This is a genomic window from Bacteroides sp. f07 (assembly GCF_042854785.1).
GTDB lineage: Bacteria > Bacteroidota > Bacteroidia > Bacteroidales > Bacteroidaceae > Bacteroides.
Genome location: NZ_BAABXI010000001.1, coordinates 2,994,280 through 3,019,583 on the forward strand (window position 1 = coordinate 2,994,280; position 25,304 = coordinate 3,019,583).

The following is a 25,304-nucleotide window of genomic DNA, read 5'->3' on the forward strand; positions in this document are numbered from 1 at the left end:
CAAAGTGTAAACTTAAACGCTTAATTATGTATACCAACAAACAGATTTGGAGTGTCAGTTATCCGATACTACTGAGCTTGCTGGCACAAAATGTTATCAATGTCACCGACACGGCATTCCTTGGACACGTGAGTGAAGTAGCCCTCGGAGCTTCTGCCATGGGCGGGTTATTCTATATATGCATATTCACCATCGCATTCGGATTCAGCACCGGTTCGCAGATAGTCATTGCAAGACGCAATGGCGAGGGACGCTATACGGATGTAGGCCCGGTCATGATTCAAGGAATCATGTTCCTGTTTGCCATGGCACTGATACTGTTCGGCTTCACCAAAGCCTTCGGAGGAAACATCATGCGACTGCTCGTCTCTTCAGAATCCATCTACGAGGGAACAATGGAATTTCTCGACTGGCGTATCTACGGCTTCTTCTTCTCCTTCATCAACGTAATGTTCCGGGCATTATACATCGGCATCACCCGCACCAAAGTACTCACAATCAACGCCGTCGTCATGGCATTGACAAATGTGGCACTGGACTATGTGTTAATCTTCGGAAAGTTCGGCATGCCGGAAATGGGTATCAAGGGAGCCGCCATCGCATCCGTACTGGCCGAAGCCTCTTCAATTCTCTTCTTCCTGATTTACACGTACATTACAGTCGATTTGAAAAAATATGGCCTGAATCGTCTGCGCTCGTTCGACCCCGCGCTGCTGATGCGGATTCTCAGCATTTCCTGTTTCACGATGCTGCAATATTTCCTGTCGATGGCTACCTGGTTCGTGTTCTTTGTAGCCGTAGAGCGACTGGGACAACGCGAACTGGCAATTGCCAATATCGTCCGAAGCATCTACGTCGTGCTGCTGATTCCGGTCAATGCACTGGCAACCACCGCCAACAGCCTGGTGAGCAACGCTATCGGCGCAGGAGGAATCCGGTTCGTGATGCCGCTTATCAATAAAATCGCCCGGTTCTCGTTCTTCATTATGCTGGGACTCGTTGCACTGTCGGCACTGTTTCCGCAGTTCCTGCTTTCAATCTACACCAGCGAGGTTGCGCTTATCACAGAGTCCGTCCCCTCAGTCTATGTGATTTGCATCGCCATGCTCATCGCGTCGGTAGCCAACGTCGTATTCAACGGCATCTCCGGCACAGGAAACACGCAGGCCGCCTTATTACTCGAAACAATTACAATCATCATCTACGGTTCATACATCATATTCATCGGAATGTGGCTGAAAGCCCCCATTGAAATCTGCTTTACGATTGAGATAGTGTATTATACCTTGCTGTTGATTACAAGTTATATTTACCTCAAAAAAGCAAAATGGCAGAATAAAAAGATATAAATCCGAGAGATTTTTGTACATTTGCAGGCTCAAATATTAATCAGTAATTAAACAACTATGTTCGATAATTTAAGTGAAAGACTGGAACGGTCATTCAAGATTCTGAAAGGTGAAGGCAAAATCACCGAAATCAACGTGGCGGAGACGCTGAAAGACGTACGCAAGGCACTTCTTGATGCCGACGTAAACTACAAGGTTGCAAAGAATTTCACCGATACGGTGAAAGAGAAAGCTCTTGGTCAGAACGTACTTACGGCTGTAAAACCGAGCCAGTTGATGGTGAAGATTGTGCACGACGAGCTTACCCAGTTGATGGGTGGAGAGACAGCCGAAATCAATATCGAATCCCGTCCGGCAGTCATCCTGATGTCAGGTTTGCAAGGTTCGGGTAAGACTACTTTCTCCGGTAAGTTGGCACAAATGCTGAAAAGCAAGAAGAATCGCAAACCGTTACTGGTAGCCTGTGACGTTTACCGTCCGGCAGCTATCGAACAGTTGCGTGTACTGGCAGAACAAATCGGAGTTCCGATGTACTGCGAACTGGATAGCAAAAATCCGGTAGAAATCGCACAGCACGCCATCCAGGAAGCAAAGGCCAAAGGATATGACCTCGTCATTGTCGATACAGCCGGACGTCTGGCGGTAGACGAACAGATGATGAACGAAATCGCCGCCATCAAAGAAGCGATTCGCCCGGACGAAATCCTGTTCGTGGTAGACTCCATGACCGGACAGGATGCCGTAAACACAGCCAAAGAATTTAATGAACGCCTTGACTTCAACGGTGTGGTACTGACAAAATTGGATGGTGACACCCGTGGTGGTGCGGCCCTTTCTATCCGTTCGGTAGTCAACAAGCCAATCAAGTTTGTAGGTACAGGAGAAAAACTGGAAGCAATCGACCAGTTCCATCCTGCCCGTATGGCCGACCGTATCCTCGGTATGGGTGACATCGTTTCACTGGTAGAACGTGCTCAGGAACAATATGACGAAGAAGAAGCCAAACGCTTACAGAAGAAGATTGCCAAAAACCAGTTCGACTTCAATGACTTCCTCGGCCAGATAGCTCAAATCAAGAAGATGGGTAACCTGAAAGACCTTGCTTCCATGATTCCGGGAGTAGGCAAAGCCATCAAGGATATTGATATCGACGACAATGCTTTCAAGAGCATCGAAGCCATCATCTACTCCATGACTCCGGCAGAACGCTCCAATCCGGAAATTCTGAACGGTTCACGCCGCACCCGTATTGCCAAAGGTAGCGGAACAACGATTCAGGAAGTAAACCGCCTGCTGAAACAATTTGACCAGACCCGTAAGATGATGAAGATGGTAACCAGCAGTAAAATGGGCAAGATGATGCCGAAGATGAGAAAATAAGAAGCATCCATTTTAATTCTAAATAAAAAAGAGGAAGCCGTGGCGAGCGTGGCTTCCTCTTTTTATTATAACAGACATAGCCTTTCTCTAATTTTCGGGGCGTCCCATCACTATTTGATTGTAACGATTACAATTTTATAAAGATTTTAGGTGTTTATTCGTTTTTATTTCATTACTTTGCAAAAGATTACAAACAAAAACACAAGTATGCGTTACATCTATACGACAGGATATATATTATTAGCAGTTGCCATACAGCTATTTACAGGAAACTTCCCCGTTTCCTTCCTTGCCTTTCCGCTCAACATCATCTTTGCGGCAATATGGTTCCTCATACTCCGGACATTATATAAGGAATACAAAAATTCAGGCTTCACCCGCTTTCTTTGCTCACCTCAGACCAGTGCGCTATCCATTGGATTATTTATCGGCGGCTGCCTGGTGATAGGTCTTCTCCCCCAACTATCGGACACAGCGGCAAAGGCGCGCGAAGGTATTCCTGCCCTGCTGGGGTGTTATAATTTCATGACCGGCTGGATTTTTATAGCCATACTTCTCCTATTGTTAAGTAATCTCGGCATGATTACCATCCACGCCTTCCAACACCGCAAACAAGCACGGTGGCGCTTCGTGCTGAACCACGCCGGACTATGGCTCGCCCTATTTGCCGGATTCTTCGGAAGCAGTGATACCCGGACACTACGCATACCTGTATATAAAGGTGAACCGGCACGCGAAGCGTTCGATATGAACGGCGCGCCGCATTATCTGGATTATGAAATAGAGCTTGACTCCTTTGCCGTAGAATATTACCCGAACGGACATCCTTCCCGCTTTGCGGCAAATGTACGTCTGGGAGATGAAAAAGTAGTGCTCGAAGTGAATCACCCTTACGCCTGTCGGTTGGGAGAAGATATATACCTCACCGGCTATGATGTGATGAAAGGCAACGGCAGTGAATATTGCATCTTGCAAGTAGTAAAGCAACCCTGGAAATATGTGATAGTGGCAGGCATCCTGATGATGCTGGCAGGAGCGATTCTATTATTCATTAAAGGACCAGAAAAAGTATGATAAACTGGGATAATTTCTATGTATTTGCAGCAATATCCGTCTGCTTGTGGTTGGCAGGAGCTGTATCCGCCCTTCGTTCGTCAACGAAGAGCAAGACGGCAATAGCCTTTACATCATCCGGCATCATTGTTTTGGGCATCTTCATTGCCGGATTGTGGATATTTCTTCAACGCCCGCCTTTGCGCACCATGGGAGAAACCCGGCTATGGTACTCTTTCTTCATGGGAGTGACAGGACTGCTTACTTATATAAGATGGAAATACCGTTGGATTCTGTCTTTCTCGACACTCCTCTCCACCGTATTCGTCATCATCAACCTGATGAAACCCGAGATACATGACCAGTCACTGATGCCGGCGTTGCAAAGCATATGGTTTATCCCGCACGTCACGGTATATATGTTTTCCTACTCGGTACTGGGATGCGCCTTTATCATTGCACTGACCGGATTATTCCGCCACAAGGAAGAATACCTGCATACGGCGGACAATCTTGTCTATGCCGGAGTAGCCTTTCTTTCCATCGGAATGCTTCTCGGTTCTCTATGGGCAAAAGAAGCCTGGGGAAACTACTGGAGCTGGGACCCGAAAGAAACCTGGGCAGCTATCACCTGGATGGGATACCTGCTCTATATACATCTCCGTCTTTTCAGAAAAACCGGACGGAAATGTCTGTATGCCTTGCTCATCATCTCCTTCCTGGCTCTGCAAATGTGCTGGTATGGAGTGAACTACTTGCCGGCCGCCCAACAAAGCGTGCATTTATATAATCGTAATAACAACTAATTAAAATCAAATGTGAAATGAAAAAAGGTACAAAACTAATTGTAGCACTGTTGGTCGTAGTGGCAGCACTGGCAGTCACCTACCGGCTTATGCACCGGGTGCCTTCCAGTGATTTGGAAGCAAACGCCCAGATGCAGCAAATCATTACGGATGCAGGATGCCTGAGATGTCATACATCGACTCCCGATTTACCGTTTTACGCAAGTATGCCCGTAGCCGGAAAAATCGTGATGGAAGATGTGAGCGACGCTTACCGTGCTTTCGACATGACTCAGATGGAGAAAGATTTGAAAGAAGGCCGTCCTATCAATCCGGTAGACCTGGCAAAAGTAGAGAAAGTAATCCTTGACGGAAAAATGCCGCAAGCAAAGTATTATCTCGTACACTGGGGCTCTTCTTTCAACGATGCCAAAAAAGAAGTGGCACTCAGTTGGGTGAAAAACCACCGCATGGGACTATACACAGACCTGGCAGTCGCATCCGACTTTATTAACGAACCGGTTCGCCCCATCGCCGACTCTATCGCAGTAGACGTCCGCAAAGTAGTACTTGGCGAATTGTTGTACCACGACACCCGCCTGTCGGCCGACAATACCGTATCCTGTGCCAGTTGTCACGGACTGGATACCGGTGGTGTAGACAACAAGCAATATTCCGAAGGCGTAGGCGGTCAGTTTGGCGGTGTGAATGCCCCGACAGTCTACAATGCAGCCTACAACTTCGTCCAATTCTGGGACGGACGTGCCGGAACACTTGCCGAACAAGCTGCCGGCCCCCCGTTGAACCCGGTAGAAATGGCTTGCGAGTCTTTCAATCAGATTATCGACAAACTGGCAGAAGACAAGAACTTTGTCCTGGCATTCACCGAAGTATATCCCGACGGACTCAGCGAAAAGAATATCACAAACGCAATCGAGGAATTTGAAAAGACATTGCTGACTCCCAACTCACGCTTCGACCGTTATCTGAAAGGTGAAAAAGAAGCTATCTCCACAGATGAAATCGCCGGATACGAGCTTTTCAAGAAATACGATTGCGCCACTTGCCACGTAGGGGAAATCCTGGGTGGACAGTCTTACGAACTAATCGGTGTAAAAGGTGATTATTTTGCCGAACGACAGGCAGAAATGACCGAAGAAGACAACGGACGGTTCAAGCAGACACAGACAGAACGCGACCGTCACCGTTTCAAAGTCCCCGGACTGAGAAACATCGAACTTACCGCTCCTTACTTCCACGATGGCAGCATGGCTACCATGGACGATGCCGTCCGCGCTATGGCCAAGTATCAGCTAGGCATTGACTTGCCGCAACCGGAAGTAGACAAAATCGTCGGTTTCCTTCGTACACTGACAGGAGAATACAAAGGCAAGTTACTGACCAATAAGAATATAATTTAAACAACAAGAGAATATTCTCTCCGTTCAAAAAGAAGATGCTATATCCGGCATCTTCTTTTTTATGCTCCAATCTTTTTGGACAGTTCAGTTATTTATTTTACTTTTGCCCATCACCAATAAATACTCTGAAAATATGACTCTGATAGACGGAAAAGCCATTTCCGAACAAGTGAAACAAGAGATTGCGGCCGAAGTGGCCGAAATAGTGGCTCGTGGCGGAAAACGTCCGCATCTGGCGGCCATCCTTGTGGGACACGATGGAGGCAGCGAAACATATGTAGCTGCGAAAGTAAAAGCCTGCGAAGTTTGCGGATTCAAATCCTCACTTATCCGTTACGAAAGTGACGTGACCGAGGAAGAGCTGCTAGCCAAAGTACGCGAATTGAATGAAGACAGCGATGTGGACGGCTTCATCGTGCAACTCCCGTTACCGAAACATATCTCTGAACAGAAAGTAATTGAGACAATCGATTACCGTAAAGATGTAGACGGTTTCCATCCGATAAACGTAGGGCGTATGTCCATCGGGCTTCCCTGCTATGTGTCGGCCACTCCCAACGGTATCCTCGAACTGCTGAAACGCTACGAGATAGAAACTTCAGGCAAGAAGTGCGTCGTACTCGGACGCAGCAACATAGTCGGCAAACCGATGGCTGCATTAATGATGCAAAAGGCTTATCCGGGTGATGCCACCGTAACCGTATGCCACAGCCGCAGCAAAGACCTGGTAAAAGAATGTCAGGAAGCCGATATCATTATCGCCGCTTTGGGACAGCCCAACTTCGTGAAAGCTGAAATGGTAAAAGAAGGCGCAGTAGTTATCGACGTAGGTACTACCCGCGTGCCGGACGCAACGAAGAAATCCGGATTCAAACTGACCGGTGACGTGAAGTTTGATGAAGTGGCTCCGAAGTGCTCATACATCACTCCCGTACCGGGCGGTGTCGGTCCGATGACGATTGTATCACTAATGAAAAATACACTCCTAGCCGGCAAGAAAGCCATTTATCAATGAGACACACATTGTTTCTGATAATCACGCTTCTCTCCCTGTCCTGCACCTCACGGTCGCAGGCAAGGAGAGATTCTATTAATAATGCCTCAACAGACAGCCTCTCCGCAGTTGACAGTATTATACCAGCCGATACGCTCCGGCTCCTTTTCGTAGGAGACTTGATGCAACATCAAGGACAAATTAATGCCGCACGAACTGTAAAAGGCTATGATTATTCCACTTGTTTTGAATATGTCAAGGAAGAAATAGGCAGAGCCGATCTCGCCATCGCCAACCTGGAAGTTACATTGGGTGGAAAGCCCTATAAAGGTTATCCGGCTTTCAGTGCGCCGGATGAGTTTCTGACCGCGATTCATGATGCCGGATTCAACGTCCTCGTGACTGCCAACAACCACAGTCTCGACCGTGGCAGAGCCGGATTGGAACGTACCATCCAACTAATCGACACATTGAGGATTCCTCATGCCGGAACGTATGTCAACTCCGAAGCACGTGAAAAACAGTATCCTCTCCTATTGGAGAAAAACGGATTCCGCATCGCTCTGCTCAATTACACATATGGTACAAACGGAATTCCTGTTACCCCGCCCAACATCGTGAACTATATCGACACAACGATTATCGCAAAAGATATAGAAACCGGCAAAGCCCTGAAACCGGACGCAATCATCGCCTGCATGCATTGGGGGATAGAATATCAATCCTTGCCGGACAAAGAACAGAAGTTCCTGACCGACTGGCTACTTCAAAAAGGTGTCGACCATGTAATCGGTTCGCATCCGCACGTCGTACAACCTATCGAAGTCCGCACGGATAGCTTGACAAACGACAAGCATCTTGTCGTCTATTCACTAGGAAATTATATTTCCAATATGTCCGCCCGCCGCACGGACGGTGGACTTATGGTAAGAATGGAACTGGTAAAAGATAGTACCACTCGTCTCAACAATTGCGAGTACAGTCTGGTATGGACAGCCCGTCCGATGCAATCGGGAAAAAAAAATCATCAATTACTCCCCGTCAACCTCCCGGCTGATTCAATTCCTTTACAAGCACGTAACTCTCTGAAAATCTTTACGAATGATGCGCGAACCCTTTTCAGCAAGCACAATCGGGGAATAAAAGAATATACTTTTTACAAAAAAAAATAGCAGAATATTTTGGAGATTAAAAGATAATATCTATCTTTGCACCGCGTTAGAGAAATGCAAACATGGTGGATGTAGTTCAGTTGGTTAGAGCGTCAGATTGTGGTTCTGAATGTCGCCGGTTCGAGTCCGGTCTTCCACCCAACAAAAGCCCTTGTAAGTTAAGTACTTATGAGGGTTTTCTTTTTGTGGGTAGTGGTTATTTGGAGACCGAAATCATGCTAAATATTGCTTAATCTTCCTTGTTGTTGACCTATTGTTGACCCCAAATTAATAGATTAAGATGCTGACAATCAAAGCAGAAGTCCAACGGGACAAACAAAGGAGTGACGGTACTTACAACGTCAAGGTGAGATTTACACAGGACAGAAAGGTTAAAAGGCTATCGAGCAGTCTGTTTGTAGCCTCTAAGGATTTAACCAAGTCCTTCAATTTCAAGGAAGGTACTACCGTAAAGAGAGAAGTGGATAAGCTAATTCAGACTTACCAAGAGAAATGCGCCAAACTTCAATTAGAGGTAAATCACTACACCTTGGATGATATTTTTTCCTTCCTCAAATCGGAACGGGAGCAGACGCAGTCCATAGACTTCATTCAATATTGTAAGGAGTGGTTGGAAACGACAGACATCAAAGGAAAGAAGAATTATCAGTCTGCCCTCAATTCCTTCATAAGCTATTTAGGCAAGGAGCATTTAAAGACGGATGAAGTGACCTCTCAACTTCTAAATGGCTTCAAAGCTCACCTCAACCTCAAAAGAGAAAAACTGGTGCTTCAATTACAGAAGCAGGGTAAACGAATACCTTCCAACAGGACAGTTTCACTCTATTTGGGAAGTATAAGGCATCTCTTCAATGAAGCTAAGAAGAAGTACAACGATTATGATAAGAATATCATTCTGATACCCCACTCTCCATTTGAGCATGTCGAAGTTCCCAAACAGGAAGCCACACGTAAACGGGCATTATCGGCAGAAACAATTAATCAGATATTGAAGCTGCCCTATATCCGTAACGCCAATGGCAAGGAAAGAATCTGCCCGTTCAATTTAGCCAAGGACTGTTTTATTCTGTCCTTCTGTTTAATGGGAATGAACTCCGTTGATTTGCACAGTTGTGATGAGATTGAAGACAATGCTATCACCTATTACAGAAGCAAGACGACGGGTAGAAGGCTTGACAAAGCGAAGATGAAGGTCGTCATCCTTCCTGTCCTGTCTTCCCTCATAGAGAAGTACAAGGATTATACAGGCAGACGGGTGTTCAGATTCTATCAGATGTACAATACCGCCAACAACTTCAACAGAGCCATTAACCTTGGATTGAAACAGATTGGCAAGATACTGCAAGTAGATGATTTGGAGTTCTATGCAGCCCGCCACTCATGGGCTACCATAGCTCTCAATAAAGTGGGAATTGACAAATATACAGTCCATGCAGCGTTAAATCATGTTGATGAAACAATGAGGGTAACGGACATCTACATTGAACGGGATTTCGTCAACGAGAACAGGGCTAATGCTAAGGTCGTGAAGTACGTATTTGGGGATAAACCGTAAATATTGTATGGAATTTGTTTGGAATTTACGATTAAGTTGTTACCTTTGCGGCGGAATTCAAAAAGAGATTTGAGTTCTGTGCAGGTGGAATCAGTCTTCCACACAATTTAATTAAGAGCCAATGAACATATATGTTCCATATTATAAGAGCTCACACCGAGGTATAACCTCTATAAGAAGCTAGTCAGCAATTAGAGTAAAATCTATCTACAATACGTAGCGGCTTCTGCAACTAAGTTATCCGGTTCATTCCGGAAGTCTTAACTTAGAATGACATATCACTTAAGTTTAATCATGGGTGAAGTGTATTCTATTGTAAGCAATGAACTTAGCTGTGGAAGCCGTTTCTTATGCCCGCACTTAATTTATTTATTAATCCATTAATTCATGAAACATGAAAAACAATGAATTAAATCTTATCCAAGAAGATAATACTCTCCGGATAAGTAAGTCAAGGCAGAGCAACTCTGTTGACTTAAGAGTAATAAAATGGGCAGTAAATGCAGTATTGAATTTCGCTGAACTCACTGTAGTTCCTTATGTAACGCAAGGTATGCCCTACTATTACTTTGTGGCAAAATTCCCGAACGGTTGTACGGAAGAGGACGGTACGTATGTCGATGAAGATACGGTAGAGGTAGTCTTCAACCTTCTTCAAGGGAAATGGGAGACTCCGGACTACCTTGCGACCGAACATCCCGTAGTCAAGGATGAAGCCTTTGTGCAGAAATTACTTGAACGCATGATGAACGAGAGGAAGTGTTTTTACAAGAAGCCAGCCGTAACAAAGGACGGAGTGACCTACTTCCGAGGATATTACAAATTCTTCCGGGGAGTAGTGAAGTTCAGCATTCCACGAAACGAGAGTATTGATAAGTTCTTAACCGAGAAGGGATTCATAAACAGGAAGGAATTTATTTAGAAGTCTCAAATGATTAGGGAGAGGTATTGCGCCTCTTCCTTTTCTCCAAATAAGCACTTGAAGTAGTATTGTAGTCGGATAATTCCGGTTGGTATAAAACTCTTCAAGTGTCTATATAAGTAACATTTGAAGACTTTCAAACCTTTAAAATTAAATGGTTATGGAATTGATATTCAATATAATCAACCTCGAACGTGAAGAATTGACAATCAGTAAAGGAGAAACACTCCTAGACCTTTATAAACGGGAAGGCTATCCCGATAACGGCACTCCAACCAATCGTATTATTGAGAAGGTCGAGCCGGGTATCGGTGCTACCTATGCCGAATTGGAATGTAAACGCAATTCTGTTATTACCGAACCTGCTGTGCCTGTAATTATAGGTAAGACGGAAGGCACTGACTACCTGGGAATATATGAGAAGACTACCAAGCAGATGATAGAAAGCTACCTACTGAACGATAAATATGCGCCCAAGAAGCTGGTCACTACCCCCGAAGGGTATAAGGCGAAGTTAATACCTACATTTGAGAAGTTGAAAATCGACTGGCATAAGGATTACTTCTGCCTGTATGATGAATGTGAGAAATTGGTACAAGACACAGGGTATAGACCGGGAATCCGCATTGATGATTTTTTTGATTACGAACGCAAGGCATACGTGTCGGCTACACCATTAGGAACACGTAATCGGAAGTTCCTAGAGGGCGGCTTTAAGTGGTTGAGAATTGTGCCGGACTACGATTACAAGAAGGAAGCAACTTTGATTGTCACCCGCTCATTCAACAGAACCCTGTTTGAAAAATTGAGAAGATTGCTGCCTACGTCCAAATGTATCTGTATCTTTTATAAGAGTACTGACGGTATCGCTGCCATTATACAGAAACTATTGGCGGAAGGACTGATTAAGGACGAAGATTACAAAATATTCTGTTCGGATAAGAGCGTGAAGAAGTTGAAGGGAATGGAGCTGCATTATACACATGACCGCTTGGAATTACCACTGGCTAAGATTAACTTATTCACCGCACGCTTCTTCTCGGCTGTGGATATTAAGATTAACAAATTGGTGGACATACTTGTACTTAGCAACTACAAGCAAGCCATGCACACGATGATTGACCCGTTTACCGAAGCTGTTCAGATACAAGGACGCTTCCGCAACAAGCTGGACGGAGACAGAAGATACAACTCTCTGACATTTATCACCAACACTGACGACAAACTGGAAGTCAAGAGTGACAAGGAAGTCGAAAAGGAGATTACAACCAAACTCGAAAGCTATGTCACCATTAAGGACAAATACGATAATTCGGTTGATGAGATTACAAGGAAGGTTCTTCAGAAGGAGTTGACGAAGCTTAGCTTTAATGAGTTTCTGAATGATGAAGGTGAACTCACAGAGGAATCAATCGACCATGCGTTCAATGAAGAACGGGTCAAAGGATATTATCAATCTCCACAAGCACTAGTCAATGCTTACAATGAAACCGGGCATTTCAGATTACAAGTAATAGATAACAGTCAGGGAGTTGGAGAGGATGACTACCTGCCGTTGAAGAAGCTTTCAACTAAAGATGTATGGAAGTATCTTGCCAGTCAGTTGGAGCGGCTGGAGCGCAATAAACTGCGGATTCCCAATTTCGATTTCGATGCGGAAGTCCGGCTACTGGAAACCATGCACAGTGAACACTACTTTATCATTGATGCCTACTTGAAGATTGGTAAAGCTCCGATTGAAACAGCCAACTACTCAAAGAGTAAGATTGAGAAGGAATTGAAAGCATACAACCTTCAACAAGGTGAGAAGTTGCGTTTCAGCCCGAAGATACTGGCAGAGATAGAAGAAGATTTCCGGGAAGAAGTCGGAAGTCAATCTTATGTAGCCAAGTCTGACTTCATGGAAAGGCTTAGACGAATATTTGAAGCTAACGGCATTACCTTCAAGGTTCGTGGAGACGGAAAAAAAGAGAGCGATACAATGTGTAAGATTACCGAAGCCACAGTTGGTGATTATTTCGATTTCACTTTACACAACAGCCATAATCCGCCCTCATACAAACTTCTACGTTTTAAATCGGAGTTGGTACGAAACTCTTAAGGGGGCATATATAACCTCTTTCACGAAGTTTTATACCAATACAAATTCTGATTTTAAGTCGCTTTACAAGTTAGATAAATGACTCCTACCCTATCGGGTGTGGAGTTATTTTTCATTTATGAGCATTTCCGGTATCACTCTCATGCAACAGCTATCTCATTCCCTCGAACTCAAAAATATAGGTACTTGAAATTCATACCCCCGACCCTTTTCTTGAGGAAGTGTTTCTATTTGGAGTTTATGCAGTGATAGAGTGAAATATTTGATTTGTCAGTGAGTGTATCAGATGTATATCGTGCGCTAAGCTTCTGTGAAACTACTAACACCCCCATACCAATCATTAGGAAAAATGAAAGGATAACATGAATTGCCATTCAGCCCACAAACCTTTTGAACTTCTTAAATGTGCGGACTTATCAACGATTTGTATATGTCTACATATAAAGATGCACAAAGATAAGTGATAAGAAAGAACTTCATGTTAAGCCCTCATTTTGTCCTTAAATACACTATTTACTAATCTATTATTTATGCGTATGGAGAATTTAAAGATTTTATTGACGTTTGGAATAATTCTAATTGTGCCAGTAGTCTTAATGCCACAGTTCTTTATTGGATTATTAATACTGATTGTGGCTTGGTTAGCTTTCAGACAGAGAAATTTCTAATATTAACTTAATAAATTACAGATTATGGAATCAACATTACAGATTATGCCAGTACAGAGAACTAGTAGAAACTTTGGTGAATTTGCAGAAGAAGCGGTAATAATTGAAGAGCCTGTTATTAAGCAGAAGCGACCTCTATTCATTGAAGCCAATACGATTGAAGCCAGTTTGGAACATCTAAGGAATGATTGTATTATACCCGTATTCGCAAAGGACAACGAAGCTACATTATCTCATGTGGCTTTCATTGAAGCGGTACAGGATGCAACCAATACATTCTTTAGCGGTGAACAAATTGAATCGCCAGATATTCGTGTTTCTCATGTAATCAAGGGTAGGATTCCCGAAGCAATTCATAAGCCAGCCAACCAGTTATTAGAGAGTGACAAGACTATCTACTACGAAAGGTGCGCTTTTGTTATTGAAGTTCCTACTATCTATGAGACAGTGCACGGTAACAGGCTAACACTTACTATTGGCGGTGTCAGAGCTTACAACCATACCAATCTTTATTCAAAGAAAGGCGCGGAGCGGTTTAAAGTGTTTATTGGCTTTACTTGTAAGGTTTGCACAAATCTATGTGTATCTACAGACGGTTATCTTAGTTGCTTGGAAGTTACCAATACAAGGGATTTATATCAAGCGGTATTGGAGATGTTCCACAAATACGATGCAGCCAAACACATACATTTGATGCAGTCTTTAGGCAATACCAGTATGACAGAGCATCAGTTCTGCCAACTATTAGGTAGAATGAGACTTTATCAGTCATTACCGCAAGGCTATCAGAAAGATATACCTAAAATGTTGCTTACTGATACACAGGTTAACAATGTGGCTAAAGCGTATATCAATGACGAGAACTTTGGCAGCTTGGGAAATGATTTGTCTATGTGGAAGTTCTACAACTTGCTCACAGGTGCAAATAAGAGTAGCTATATAGACTCATTCTTGGATAGAGCCTATAATGCTACAGAACTTGCAACGGGTATATGTTCCGCTTTACATGGTGATGACAAGTATCAATGGTTTCTTAGTTAGTGGTATTACAGAGTACTTAAAAGGGGCATCCATATAATAAGGGTGTCCCTTGATTATTCATTACCTATTAATATTCAAAAGATTATGTTACAAGCGTTACTAGTCGTTATATCTTGGATTATCTTGTTACTTGTTATGTGTGCAATTTCACCTGTTGTATTCTTCTTGATGATTATTTGGACTATATACAAGATTATTACGATGAAGTAGTACATGAAGAACTAATAAGGGTATCTATATACTATATATAGGTACTCTTTCTATTTATAAACCTCTTAAATATTTGGAATATGGTAATAGAAGGCAGTCGCGAATACAAGGCAGCGCAAGAACTTGAAAGAGCCTTGAACGATTATAGTTGGAATCCTAAAAGGTTTGCTGAAAGTACAAAGTGTTACCACCGTACACTACAGCAGGAATTAATGAAAACCATAGTAGAGATTATTCGCATGGTTGGTAGTAAGGACTATGGTACAGACCTTAGGAATCAGGCATCACACGAACTTTGTCAACGGATAGTTGACAGTGGCGTGTTGGATGAAGCTCACCTACCTTTTATATAGGTTGAATGAAGTAAGGACATTATTTACTTAGTGTCCTTGCTTTATAATATTCACTTTGATAATTAGTGAATGTTTAGCTAGTAATCAGCAAGTTAGATATTCCAACTCAAAATTAATATTCACTTTTATTAGTTTCACTATAAAACAGAACATTATGTCACTTAAATATTCAAGTACAACAGCAGATTATTTGCAATGGAGCGAAGCGATGAACTTAGTAAGAAAGTTGGCAAGGGATAGTAATTATAAGATGTCACTTCTTATCGCTTTGGGTTGCTTCACAGGTCTAAGAATTTCTGATATTCTTGCTTTGAGGTGGAATCAGATACTAGATGCAGAAGAATTTACAATTATAGAGATTAAAACAGGAAAGCAAAGGACAATTAGGATTAATATGCAGCTACAGCAACATATCAGAGATTGTTATGAGCATATAAATCCAGTTGGCATAAATGCACCTGTATTAATAAGTCAGAAGGGGACAGTGTACACAGTTCAGAGAATCAATGTCATGCTGAAAGAGATTAAGAAAAAATACAGGCTACAAATAGGCAATTTTTCGTGTCATTCTCTTAGAAAGACTTTTGGCAGACAGGTCTACAACATGAATAACGATAATTCAGAGCTTGCACTTGTTAAGCTCATGGAGCTATTCAATCATTCCAGTGTATCAATTACTAAAAGATACTTGGGATTAAGGCAAGAGGAATTATTAAATACTTATGACTGTCTTAGCTTCTGATAATTGGGTTGGTATGAAAGTCCAGAATTTCTACTTATATGGGGATTTGGCAAGTTTCATACCAACCTTGAATTATTGAGTAGAGACAGCTCTCAACTTTTAATAAACAATAGTTCTTGCAAATTAAACAGCTTTTAGTAACTTTGCAACAATTTCAGATACTTAATGCGTTAAGCCTGAAAGGACTTATTAGTTAACATAGAGCGTTTAATGATATTACTTTGTCTTAGAAAATCGCCAATTTTCAAAAGCGGAACAAATGTAATACAACAGAACGCTCACGCCTTGTGTTTATACTCCTTTTTAGATTGTATATTCATAGTGGCGTGGGACTGTTGTTTATTTGTTCCGTGGGTGTTTGGCGATACCTCTAAGACAGATAAGAAATTAACAGTTCCCACGCTTTTTTTATTATGTAACAGTCAGTAGGGAACACTGACTATAATACATTTATTATACAAAATAGACAGTTCTAACCTGAAACTACCGCCAATTGGCAAGTGGGCAATATAATTGCGTATCCTCACACTTATTTCTGTAATTGACCCTTTCTATTGAGGGTATAGAAAGATAAATAATCTATCAAAATGAAAACATTTAAATTTATTGGACTATTTATAACCATTACTATTTTTATTTCATGTGCTACCAGTATTCCAATAAGCCTCTTATGTAATGAGCAACATATAGAAATATATGTTGACGAAGAATATGTTGGGCGAGGACAGGTTAACTATATTGTTCCCAAAGGAACTGATTATATTAAAGTTTCATGCAGGGAAAATGGTGTTGAAATATATAATAGGAATTATTATGTCAAAGGAAAGAAAAATCAATTGTTTGAATTGAATATTCCTAAGGATTATCGTTATTCTTCTGGACAACAAGTTAAACCTCAAATTAGATAATGTAAGTAATATGATTATGAAAAGAATCTTACTTTTAATAACAGTACTATCAATGTCTGTGGTCGTGTGTCACGCAGAGAAAATACCTAAGATTGTAAAGGTCACCGTTGAACCTAAGGATGCTGCCATATATATAAATAATGCTTTAACAGGTTACGGATATGCAGAATTTACACGTCCAAAGAAAAAAAATGAAGTTATAATCATCCGATGTGAATGTAGTGAATATAAACCGATTTTAACTAAATTTTATGGAGGGGATAAACGGAGTAGTTTGTCTTTCGCATTGCAGCAAGATGGATTTTATCGTGCTTCTGCCGCATCCGGTATTGTAAATAAATTTTTTACAATTGATTTGGATTCTCTTTATTATCGTGTGGATGGTGATAAAGTTAATGCTTCACCTGCATGGAAATTACTACATCAAATACTTTTGAACTACTTTGATGAAATTGCCGCTACTGATATATATGGTGGTTACTTACAAACTCCATGGCAATACAAGACATTTAGTCTATCTGAAAAGCAGATAAGGAATAGAGTAACGATTAGGGATATTTCGACACCTAAGCGTGTTGCTTTTCAAATAAAAGTTTCATCAGAAGTTGCAGGAACTATGGCTGCGAGACATGGGGAGTTTACTGAAGTAGACCGCATTCCTAAAGAGCTAGAGCCCTTGATTGAAGAGTTGCAAACACGTATAGGCAAAGTTAGTAGCCTTTAATTTTTTAATCATTTAATATTATAATTTATGAAAAAGTTAGTATTTACAGCTGGAATGGCATTCATCTTACTTACTCAGACAAATGCCCAAAATTTTAAAGAAACGTTTGACGCAAATTCTCTTGAATGGACAGAATGTGCTTTTGAAAGTAATAATGGTACAGCCGTCATAGATGGGGGCAAAATGACTATCGTATCAAAAGGAGAAAATAAAGGATTAGGAATTGCTCTTACTGCATTAAGTGGTGTAGCTACTAAAGTTGGTGCAAATACATTCTTTGAGACTCATTGTTATGCTCCGCTTGATGTACAAAAACCTTTCAAAATCAGAACGCACGTCAATATTCAGAAGTTGACAAATGACCGTACCACTGGATTAGTTTTTAATTATAGGGACGGAGGAAACTTCTATTGTTTCAATTTCAATAATGAAATGGTACGATTTGAACGTAGGGTGGATGGAATAGTGGTAGGAGCTATCCAACAAGGTGTAAAATGGAAAGATAAAAAAAAGGTTGACCAAGAATGGGAGCTTATAAGCGATGGACAGGTTCTTACATTCATTGTTGATGGTGTACAGATTCTGAAAGTACGTTATATGCCATTAGAATATACAGGATTTGGTTACTATACATTTGGTAAGCAGGAACTTCAAGTAGACGATGTAGAATTTATCCAATTATAATTTGAAAGTATCAAAAGGCAGCATTTGAAGCAACATTCACTTGCTGCCTTTTTAGTTCATTTCCTTCTCTTCTTAACCAATCTATGCTTATCCTTCTTAGCTGAATTTGAGAATAGTTGTTCTAACATTTCCCTTGTAATAGGTAAATATGTGACCTCTGTTAATCTAGTCTCTCTAATCTCTTGTGGTAAATAATGAATTGTGTTATTCCTCTTTGGTGTTACTTGCATATTTGTATGGAAATGAATAGATTGGTAATTGATTTATCTACAGTAAAGATACTAAGAAGCAGGGGAAGAACATAATACATGGAGCAAAGTCTTAAATATAGCATAGCAGGTACACATATATAAAAAATTCTACCCCTTGGGATAATAAGAAACAGTGATTTAGTTCTTGGTATGAGGAATAATTGTTAACTTTGCAGAGTAAGTTCAATGTTTACCTATTGTTGACCTTTGAACTTGCATAGAGATATTTAACGTGGTGGAAACAAGGAAGTTCAGTTGGTTAGAGCGTCAGATTGTGGTTCTGAATGTCGCCGGTTCGAGTCCGGTCTTCCACCCAACAAAAGCCCTTGTAAGTTAAGTACTTATGAGGGTTTTCTTCTTTATGATAGGATAGTACTTCTATCCCACAATTTAGGGCTCAGTTGTAATTCTTGGGGGATTAAGTTTTGTTAATTCCCTTCATGCATATACCTTTGCTAGCCTAAAAAGGAAGAAGCTCATATCCACTACTCCTCTAAATGATACCCTAAATGCGGCGCATGGTAATAAACCTGTGTTTATGCGTATAGATTGCAAAGGCGGAAGATAAAGAATTTAGTATCGTTGACACCGTGTAGTTTGGGCTCAGCCACAATTTAGGCTTAATCAGCACTCTTGTTTCCTAATAGTTTCCTAATTTAAAATGAACTAATATGCTGACTATTAGAGAAGAAATTAAGAAGGGTGAGATTAAGAGTGACGGAACTTACAACGTCAAGGTGAGATTTACACTTGAGCGTAAATTTAAGAGGTTATCAACCAACTTCTTTGTAACCTCTAAGGATTTAACTAAATCCTTAAAATTAAAGGAAGGAACTACCGTAAAGAGAGAGGTGGATAAGCTAATTCAGACTTACCAAGAGAAGTGTGCTAAACTCCAATTGGAAGTAAATCATTACACTTTAGATGATATATTGGAGTATCTAAAAGCAGAACGTACACGAACTCAATCCATAGACTTTATTCAGTTTTGTAAGGAGTGGTTGGAGACGACAGACATCAAAGGAAAGAAGAATTATCAGTCTGCCCTCAATTCCTTCATAAGCTATTTAGGCAAGGAGCATTTAAAGACGGATTTTATTCCCTTTACACATATATCCAAATTACTTCTTTAGTCTGATTTGAGTATCAATAAAATACAAGTCCTTGTCAATACCGTACAGCACATTGTTGGGAACGGCATCAAACACTTCATATTGGTCGTTATGGAACTCGTCTATATAATCCATTTCAAAGCCAAGCGCTTCCATATATTCAGCAATTTCATCTTCTGTTGCTTCCCGTTCTGCCAATATGTAAGGTTGTGTGAGAACTGCACTGAACTCTTGACGGCTGTTATAAGAGAAGCCAATCATCTGATAGGGTACATTACTAAAGAACTTATTATGTGCGTTAATGCGAATGAAGAAGTTCTCCAAATCATCCCCTGCATACTCAAAGTTATTCAGCTTGATAACAGACGATTTACCGTCATGGAATACTTCATTCTCACCGCCCTTATCCATGTAGGTAATATTGAGGTGTGACAAGTCAATCCATAAGTTGTTGGCGTTGGCAAATACTATCAGTTCTTTAATTTGCCTTCCCTTATAGCCCTCTGTTGGTTCAACTTCTCCTGTTGCTTCCTTACTTCTTCCGGTGATACAGGTTGCTTGCTCCAAGAGATTATTGATTGGCGGGTACGCTCTATCCATTGCTTGTGAAATTCATTAATATATTCCATAATTCATATAATTATGAGTTTATGCAAATGTAACCAATCTATTTGAATCTGACAATATAAAGATGTATTAGCGTACTACCTTTTAATGAGATTTATTTATATTATATACCTCAACTCAAATTTGGTAGTATCTAAAATCATACCCCGCCCCTTTAGATTTAGGTCGTGTTTCTATTTAGACTTTATGCTTTGATAAAGTGAAATTATTAGTCAGACAGTGAGCATGAGGTATATGTTATGCACTCTATAGCGGTGTAACTACTCTACACCCCTCACCAATCATTAGGAAAAATGAAAGGATAACATGAATTGCCATTCAGCCCACAAACCTTTTAAACTTCTTAAATGTGCGGACTTATCAACGATTTGTATATGTCTACATATAAAGATGAACAAAGATAAGTGAATGAATAGTACTTCATGTTAAGCCCTCATTTTGTCCTTAAATACACTATTTACTAATCTATTATTTATGCGTATGGAGAATTTAAAGATTTTATTGACGTTTGGAATAATTCTAATTGTGCCAGTAGTCTTAATGCCACAGTTCTTTATTGGATTATTAATACTGATACATTAAACGAAATTAATTCCCATGAAATGTTTGCGATGTTCCTACCCTCATACCCTCATAAATTGCTCCAACACCTTTATCCATCAGGCTTACAGCTATGAGGGAGACTCCTAAATCCCCTCTGATAGCAACTTTTACCCTCATACACTTTTTTTACCTTTCCAGATATAATATATTCATTATCAACATAATGAATGATTTATAGTATAAAATCAGCCAAGCTTATTATTACTATTTTCAGGGCTTTATCTACCTCATATACCCCCACCCTTATACTTGCACCAATCACAAATCCATGTTTTTATTCTTTTTTCTCCTATATACAACACATTAGCCCCTGTATATTAAATGCAAACTTCTGTATATTACACATCAATCCTTTGAGTTTCTTTTGCTCCCCTTTAATCATTTCAAAGAGCTCACTAATGTGAGCTGATATATTCACCAATGTGGACATATCTATTCACAAATGTCAGCTTATTTATCCACTATAGTGAGCCCTTACTAACAATTAAGGAAAGATGTGTAATCCTTAGTAAGAAAACATATCCGGACCTGCTTTACAAACTATAAAGTACTGCTTGATAAAACGCAGCTAAGCGGTACATTAGTTTATATCTACCTCAAAATATACCACACTCCATGGGTATTTTATTACAAAAGTATCGTTTTGCTTATGAGAAATACTTCAAAAAGGTATGAGAAATGCTATATTTTCGTTATAAATCAGTTTAATAGTATGAGAAATGGCATTTTTAATTTTATTTATCATACTATTATCTTATTGACTTACAACAACTTACTTTATAACCTATGAGAATATGAGAAATGATTTCGCTAAATCGCTTCTAGTAAGTCCGCAGTATGTCTAACTATTACACAGGGCAACCGCTCAATAATCTCTACATAGTTTTGACTTTTTTCAGCTTTTCTCTGAAAAACCTATAAAACCTTTTTTCCTGTGTTGTTCTATGCCTATATTTGTTCTGCAATCTCAAACTATATCGCCATATGAACCTACAAGAGTTTTCATCTTATGTTCCTGATGTTCGTAATGAAAAGAATCAAGTGTATACGGTCGAAGAAATCGTATTTATTGCGATGGTTTCAGTTCTTTGTGGTGCTGAAACCTGGAATGAAATAGAAATATTTGGTAATAGTCATGAAGAATATTTCAAGAACCGTCTTCCTCATTTATCAGGTATTCCCTCAGAAGATACTTTCAACCGTTTTTTCACTTTGTTGGATATTGAATGGTTTGAAGAAATTTTCCGCCTTTGGATTAATGATATTTGCAGTCAGCTTCCCGGTGTCGTTGCTATAGATGGCAAGGCTGTATGCCAAACTCCCCATTCAAAGGGGCATGGGATGAAAGATCGTTTATATATGGTCAGTGCATGGGCCGTACGCAATGGCCTTTGTCTGGGACAACAAAAAGTGGATGGAAAATCCAATGAAATAACTGCTATCCCTGAGCTGATAAAGGCTCTTGACCTGACACAGTGTATTGTGACCATTGATGCTGTTGGTTGTCAAAAAGCAATAACAGAGACAATTATAGATGCAGAAGCGGATTATATCCTGTGCGTTAAAGACAATCAGAAGAAACTCAAAGCTCAGATATTCTCTCTGCTCACAGAAGAAGACCGGATTTATCTGCCTTATAAGCAAAGCTATTTCCAACAGAATGACGGTCATGGCAGAAAAGAATACAGAGAATGTGTTTGTGATGCCGCTTTTTACCCGGAGCATTTTTATGCCGGTTGGAAGGGGATAAAAACTATAGCGAAAATAACATGTGTCAGGCAGGTTGGCAATGCAGAACCAACAACAGAAACAAGATGCTATATTTCTTCTTTGCCACAAGACCCGAAATTGATTCTGGAATCGGTCAGGTCACATTGGCAGGTGGAAAATAACTTGCATTGGCAATTAGATGTTTCCTTTAGAGAAGATTACACTAGAAAAACGGATAATGCAGCAGTTAACTTTTCACTCATGTGCAAAATGGCTCTTATCTTATTAAAGCAAAGTAAAAAGAAGATAGGGATAGCAGGAAAAAGAAAACTATGCGGGTGGGATGAGAAATACAGAGATGAAATACTCGGTATTCAAAGAATTATACCACCCGAAGAATAAAAGATAACATGTAGAGATTATTGAGCGGTTGCCCTGACTATTACAACTTTGCATAGACAGTCAGAAAACAGGATATAAATTATCCTACCTGCCACACAGACCAAATATATTTTTTATATTTGTACCGATATTCGCACTAAAATTTATACCATATATGGAAAATAACAAGAAACTAACCCGCTCTTCCAACCGCATGATTGCGGGGGTATGTGCCGGAATTGCTGAGTATTTCGGTTGGGATCCGACCTTACTGAGAATAATATATATCCTGGCTACGTTCTTCACCGCTTTCGCAGGAGTAATCATCTATATTATCTTATGGATTGTTATGCCGGCAAAAATGCCGTCGGACGGATATATAGACCGCATGAACAACAGATTACATTAAAAATAAAAGCCTTGCCCGATTTTTGTCAAATGACAACCAATCGGGCAAGGCTCATTTCATATGGATTCTTCACAAAAGACTAATATAACTCAAGTCCGAATTCCTCTTTCAGTTGCATCAAAGCCTGGTTCTTCTGAGCCATCATCTGGAACTTCTCTACACGCCCCACCGGCCGTATAGTTTCCGCCGCTTCACTGACCCTCACTTTCATTGCTACCTGGCTATTCCTCAACCGGACACGAAGATACTCCTGCAATTCAGGAATCAAGGCGGTAAAGTCTTTCGCCGCCATTTCATTATCCACTACAACTTCAAAAGTCGTCGAGTTTTTGAATAATGCCGGACGAAGCATCTGCATACGCTTCATTAGCGCATCCTGCTCTTTCGGCAACTGTGCTGCATATTCCTGCCAATAATAGTTCAAGTCACGGTCGTTGAATATCAAATCCTCTTCCGGTTGCATCTGCACCTTAGGAGCGGCAGTTGCAGCCGTATTCCGAGTCTCCTGCCCACGCTGCGGATTCTTGATAGACACGCCCAGGCTGGACATCTTCATCACCGGAACTTTCCGCTGTTCTTCCCTTACCGTTTGGGAAACTCCCGCTCCTGGTGACGGAGCTGACGAAGCCGCCGCATTCGGTGAAGAAGGCGATGCGGATGCGGACTGCGTCGCCGCAGGCATCTGCGGCTGACGGGCAGCAGTAGCGTAGCCAACAGCCTGTGTTGAAGTTGAAGACGGAGACGAATGAACAGGATTCTGCTGAACAGTGGTTGCAGAAGCAGCCTGCGGCTGCTGAGCTGCAGCGGGCTGAGTGAATACGGGTTTTATAGTCTTCTTAGGGCCACGCCCACCACTACCGTCATCCCCCTCGGTGGTAAGCTGCGCAACCTGTATCAAGGTCAGTTCTACCAGCAAACGCTTGTTCTTGCTGATGCGGTAATTCAAATCACATTCATTACAGAGCTTCATCGCCCGATACAGAAAAGGCAACGGACATTTCTGCGCCTGCTCCTGATAGCGTTGGCGTATGCTCGCCCCCACTTCCAGCAAAGGCAATGTCACTGCGTCCTTAGCTACCAGCAAGTCACGGAAATGAGAAGACAAGCCGGTGATAAAGTGACTTCCATCGAAGCCTTTATTCAATATGTCATTAAAGAGCAGCAGGGCGTCGCTTATCTTATTTTCGAGGAAGCAATCCGTCAGACGGAAATAATATTCGTAATCAAGTACATTCAGGTTATCAATCACGCTCTTGTACGTGATGTTGCCACCCGTAAAACTCACCACCTGGTCAAAGATAGATAATGCATCACGCATACCACCATCCGCTTTCATCGCTATCACGTTCAATGCTTCCGGTTCTGCTGTGATTGCTTCTTTCGAAGCTACATATGACAGGTGATTCACCGTATCCTCCACACTAATCCGGTTGAAATCATAAATCTGGCAACGGGAAAGAATGGTCGGAAGAATCTTGTGCTTCTCTGTCGTAGCCAAAATAAAGATGGCATGGCGGGGCGGTTCTTCCAGCGTTTTCAGAAACGCATTGAAAGCGGATGCGGAGAGCATATGTACCTCGTCGATGATATATACTTTATACTTGCCTATCTGTGGCGGAATACGTACCTGTTCCACCAACTGGCGGATGTCGTCTACCGAGTTATTGGATGCGGCATCAAGTTCGTGAATATTGTACGACCGCTGTTCGTTGAACGCCACACAGGATTCGCATTGGTTACAGGACTCGCCATCGGCGGTGGGCGTCATACAGTTAATGGTTTTGGCAAAGATACGCGCACAAGTAGTCTTTCCTACTCCACGTGGTCCGCAAAACAAATAAGCATGAGCCAGTTTTTGGGTGGCAATCGCATTTTTCAGCGTAGTAGTCAACGCCCGCTGACCTACCACTGATTCGAACGTGGACGGACGGTATTTACGGGCTGATACAATATAGTTTTCCATATCCGGGATTCTCTCTGTTTTTTTGCTTTTCGTGCAAAAATAGTGCAAACGAGAGCAGAGTCAAGCTTATTTGAACTATGCCGGATGCAACCTATTTTCGCTTTCAGTGCAAATGTACATAAAAAAGTGATAAGTAATAAAGGATAGAGAGAGAAGTTTTGAAGCCGAAGCGATAAGTTTTTAAGT

The 25,304-nt window shown here is 41.3% G+C and carries 21 protein-coding genes and 2 tRNA genes; 21 read left to right on the top strand and 2 right to left on the bottom strand.

What is annotated here, in order from left to right; translation table 11 throughout:
• Positions 1–26: 26 nt before the first annotated feature.
• The 19 genes from ACGHVY_RS12345 to ACGHVY_RS12435 all read left to right on the top strand — a co-directional run bounded on the left by ACGHVY_RS12345 (position 27) and on the right by ACGHVY_RS12435 (position 19,446).
• The gene (locus tag ACGHVY_RS12345) at positions 27–1,349 is read left to right on the top strand and encodes an MATE family efflux transporter (RefSeq protein ID WP_390599320.1); all 1,323 of its coding nucleotides are present in this window, start codon (positions 27–29) and stop codon (positions 1,347–1,349) included.
• A gap of 57 nt (positions 1,350–1,406) precedes the next feature.
• Positions 1,407–2,729 carry a signal recognition particle protein gene (gene ffh, locus ACGHVY_RS12350; RefSeq protein ID WP_308746762.1) on the top strand — a complete coding sequence of 441 codons (1,323 nt, stop codon included), beginning with the start codon at positions 1,407–1,409 and terminating at the stop codon, positions 2,727–2,729.
• A gap of 207 nt (positions 2,730–2,936) precedes the next feature.
• Positions 2,937–3,803 (top strand): cytochrome c biogenesis protein ResB, encoded by an 867-nt coding sequence (locus ACGHVY_RS12355; protein WP_390599321.1) that lies wholly within the window; start codon positions 2,937–2,939, stop codon positions 3,801–3,803.
• Entirely contained in the window at positions 3,800–4,588 is a 789-nt protein-coding gene (locus ACGHVY_RS12360; protein ID WP_390599322.1) for a cytochrome c biogenesis protein, read from the top strand. The genes ACGHVY_RS12355 and ACGHVY_RS12360 overlap by 4 nt, the downstream gene beginning before the upstream one ends.
• A gap of 17 nt (positions 4,589–4,605) precedes the next feature.
• Positions 4,606–5,988 carry a cytochrome c peroxidase gene (locus ACGHVY_RS12365; RefSeq protein WP_308746765.1) on the top strand — a complete coding sequence of 461 codons (1,383 nt, stop codon included), beginning with the start codon at positions 4,606–4,608 and terminating at the stop codon, positions 5,986–5,988.
• A 133-nt stretch (positions 5,989–6,121) separates the two neighbouring features.
• Positions 6,122–7,003, top strand: a complete 882-nt coding sequence (gene folD / locus ACGHVY_RS12370) for a bifunctional methylenetetrahydrofolate dehydrogenase/methenyltetrahydrofolate cyclohydrolase FolD (protein ID WP_390599323.1) — start codon at positions 6,122–6,124, stop codon at positions 7,001–7,003.
• Positions 7,000–8,154 carry a CapA family protein gene (locus ACGHVY_RS12375; RefSeq protein ID WP_390599324.1) on the top strand — a complete coding sequence of 385 codons (1,155 nt, stop codon included), beginning with the start codon at positions 7,000–7,002 and terminating at the stop codon, positions 8,152–8,154. The genes folD and ACGHVY_RS12375 overlap by 4 nt, the downstream gene beginning before the upstream one ends.
• Positions 8,155–8,218: 64 nt before the next feature.
• A tRNA-His gene (locus ACGHVY_RS12380) sits at positions 8,219–8,294 on the top strand.
• A gap of 140 nt (positions 8,295–8,434) precedes the next feature.
• On the top strand, positions 8,435–9,709 hold the full coding sequence (locus tag ACGHVY_RS12385; protein WP_390599325.1) for a tyrosine-type recombinase/integrase: 1,275 nt from the start codon (positions 8,435–8,437) through the stop codon (positions 9,707–9,709).
• A 394-nt stretch (positions 9,710–10,103) separates the two neighbouring features.
• Positions 10,104–10,631 carry a hypothetical protein gene (locus ACGHVY_RS12390; protein ID WP_390599326.1) on the top strand — a complete coding sequence of 176 codons (528 nt, stop codon included), beginning with the start codon at positions 10,104–10,106 and terminating at the stop codon, positions 10,629–10,631.
• A gap of 160 nt (positions 10,632–10,791) precedes the next feature.
• Complete coding sequence (locus tag ACGHVY_RS12395; protein WP_390599327.1) at positions 10,792–12,732, top strand: hypothetical protein; 1,941 nt, start codon at positions 10,792–10,794, stop codon at positions 12,730–12,732.
• 692 nt (positions 12,733–13,424) lie between these two features.
• On the top strand, positions 13,425–14,441 hold the full coding sequence (locus ACGHVY_RS12400; RefSeq protein WP_055230324.1) for a DUF3871 family protein: 1,017 nt from the start codon (positions 13,425–13,427) through the stop codon (positions 14,439–14,441).
• A gap of 290 nt (positions 14,442–14,731) precedes the next feature.
• A complete protein-coding gene (locus tag ACGHVY_RS12405; protein WP_151942304.1) occupies positions 14,732–15,004 on the top strand; it encodes a hypothetical protein in 273 nt (90 codons plus the stop codon).
• 154 nt (positions 15,005–15,158) lie between these two features.
• On the top strand, positions 15,159–15,746 hold the full coding sequence (locus tag ACGHVY_RS12410; RefSeq protein ID WP_270547427.1) for a tyrosine-type recombinase/integrase: 588 nt from the start codon (positions 15,159–15,161) through the stop codon (positions 15,744–15,746).
• A gap of 587 nt (positions 15,747–16,333) precedes the next feature.
• On the top strand, positions 16,334–16,654 hold the full coding sequence (locus tag ACGHVY_RS12415; RefSeq protein ID WP_117943105.1) for a hypothetical protein: 321 nt from the start codon (positions 16,334–16,336) through the stop codon (positions 16,652–16,654).
• Positions 16,655–16,670: 16 nt separating this feature from the next.
• Positions 16,671–17,378 carry a hypothetical protein gene (locus ACGHVY_RS12420; RefSeq protein WP_167509082.1) on the top strand — a complete coding sequence of 236 codons (708 nt, stop codon included), beginning with the start codon at positions 16,671–16,673 and terminating at the stop codon, positions 17,376–17,378.
• 27 nt (positions 17,379–17,405) lie between these two features.
• The gene (locus tag ACGHVY_RS12425) at positions 17,406–18,062 is read left to right on the top strand and encodes a hypothetical protein (RefSeq protein ID WP_390599328.1); all 657 of its coding nucleotides are present in this window, start codon (positions 17,406–17,408) and stop codon (positions 18,060–18,062) included.
• 485 nt (positions 18,063–18,547) lie between these two features.
• Positions 18,548–18,628 (top strand) — tRNA-His (locus ACGHVY_RS12430).
• A 356-nt stretch (positions 18,629–18,984) separates the two neighbouring features.
• Complete coding sequence (locus ACGHVY_RS12435; RefSeq protein ID WP_390599330.1) at positions 18,985–19,446, top strand: hypothetical protein; 462 nt, start codon at positions 18,985–18,987, stop codon at positions 19,444–19,446.
• On the opposite strand, the gene ACGHVY_RS12440 is transcribed toward ACGHVY_RS12435, so the two are convergent.
• On the bottom strand, positions 19,435–20,025 hold the full coding sequence (locus tag ACGHVY_RS12440; protein ID WP_390599331.1) for a hypothetical protein: 591 nt from the start codon (positions 20,023–20,025) through the stop codon (positions 19,435–19,437). The genes ACGHVY_RS12435 and ACGHVY_RS12440 overlap by 12 nt on opposite strands.
• Before the next feature lie 1,614 nt (positions 20,026–21,639).
• Between ACGHVY_RS12440 and ACGHVY_RS12445 the strand changes: the two genes are divergently transcribed.
• The gene (locus tag ACGHVY_RS12445) at positions 21,640–22,767 is read left to right on the top strand and encodes an ISAs1 family transposase (protein ID WP_390596623.1); all 1,128 of its coding nucleotides are present in this window, start codon (positions 21,640–21,642) and stop codon (positions 22,765–22,767) included.
• A gap of 154 nt (positions 22,768–22,921) precedes the next feature.
• A complete protein-coding gene (locus ACGHVY_RS12450; RefSeq protein WP_390599332.1) occupies positions 22,922–23,155 on the top strand; it encodes a PspC domain-containing protein in 234 nt (77 codons plus the stop codon).
• A gap of 79 nt (positions 23,156–23,234) precedes the next feature.
• Here the strand turns inward: ACGHVY_RS12450 and ACGHVY_RS12455 are convergent, their stop codons facing one another.
• Positions 23,235–25,118 carry a DNA polymerase III subunit gamma/tau gene (locus ACGHVY_RS12455; protein ID WP_390599333.1) on the bottom strand — a complete coding sequence of 628 codons (1,884 nt, stop codon included), beginning with the start codon at positions 25,116–25,118 and terminating at the stop codon, positions 23,235–23,237.
• Positions 25,119–25,304: the final 186 nt, after the last annotated feature.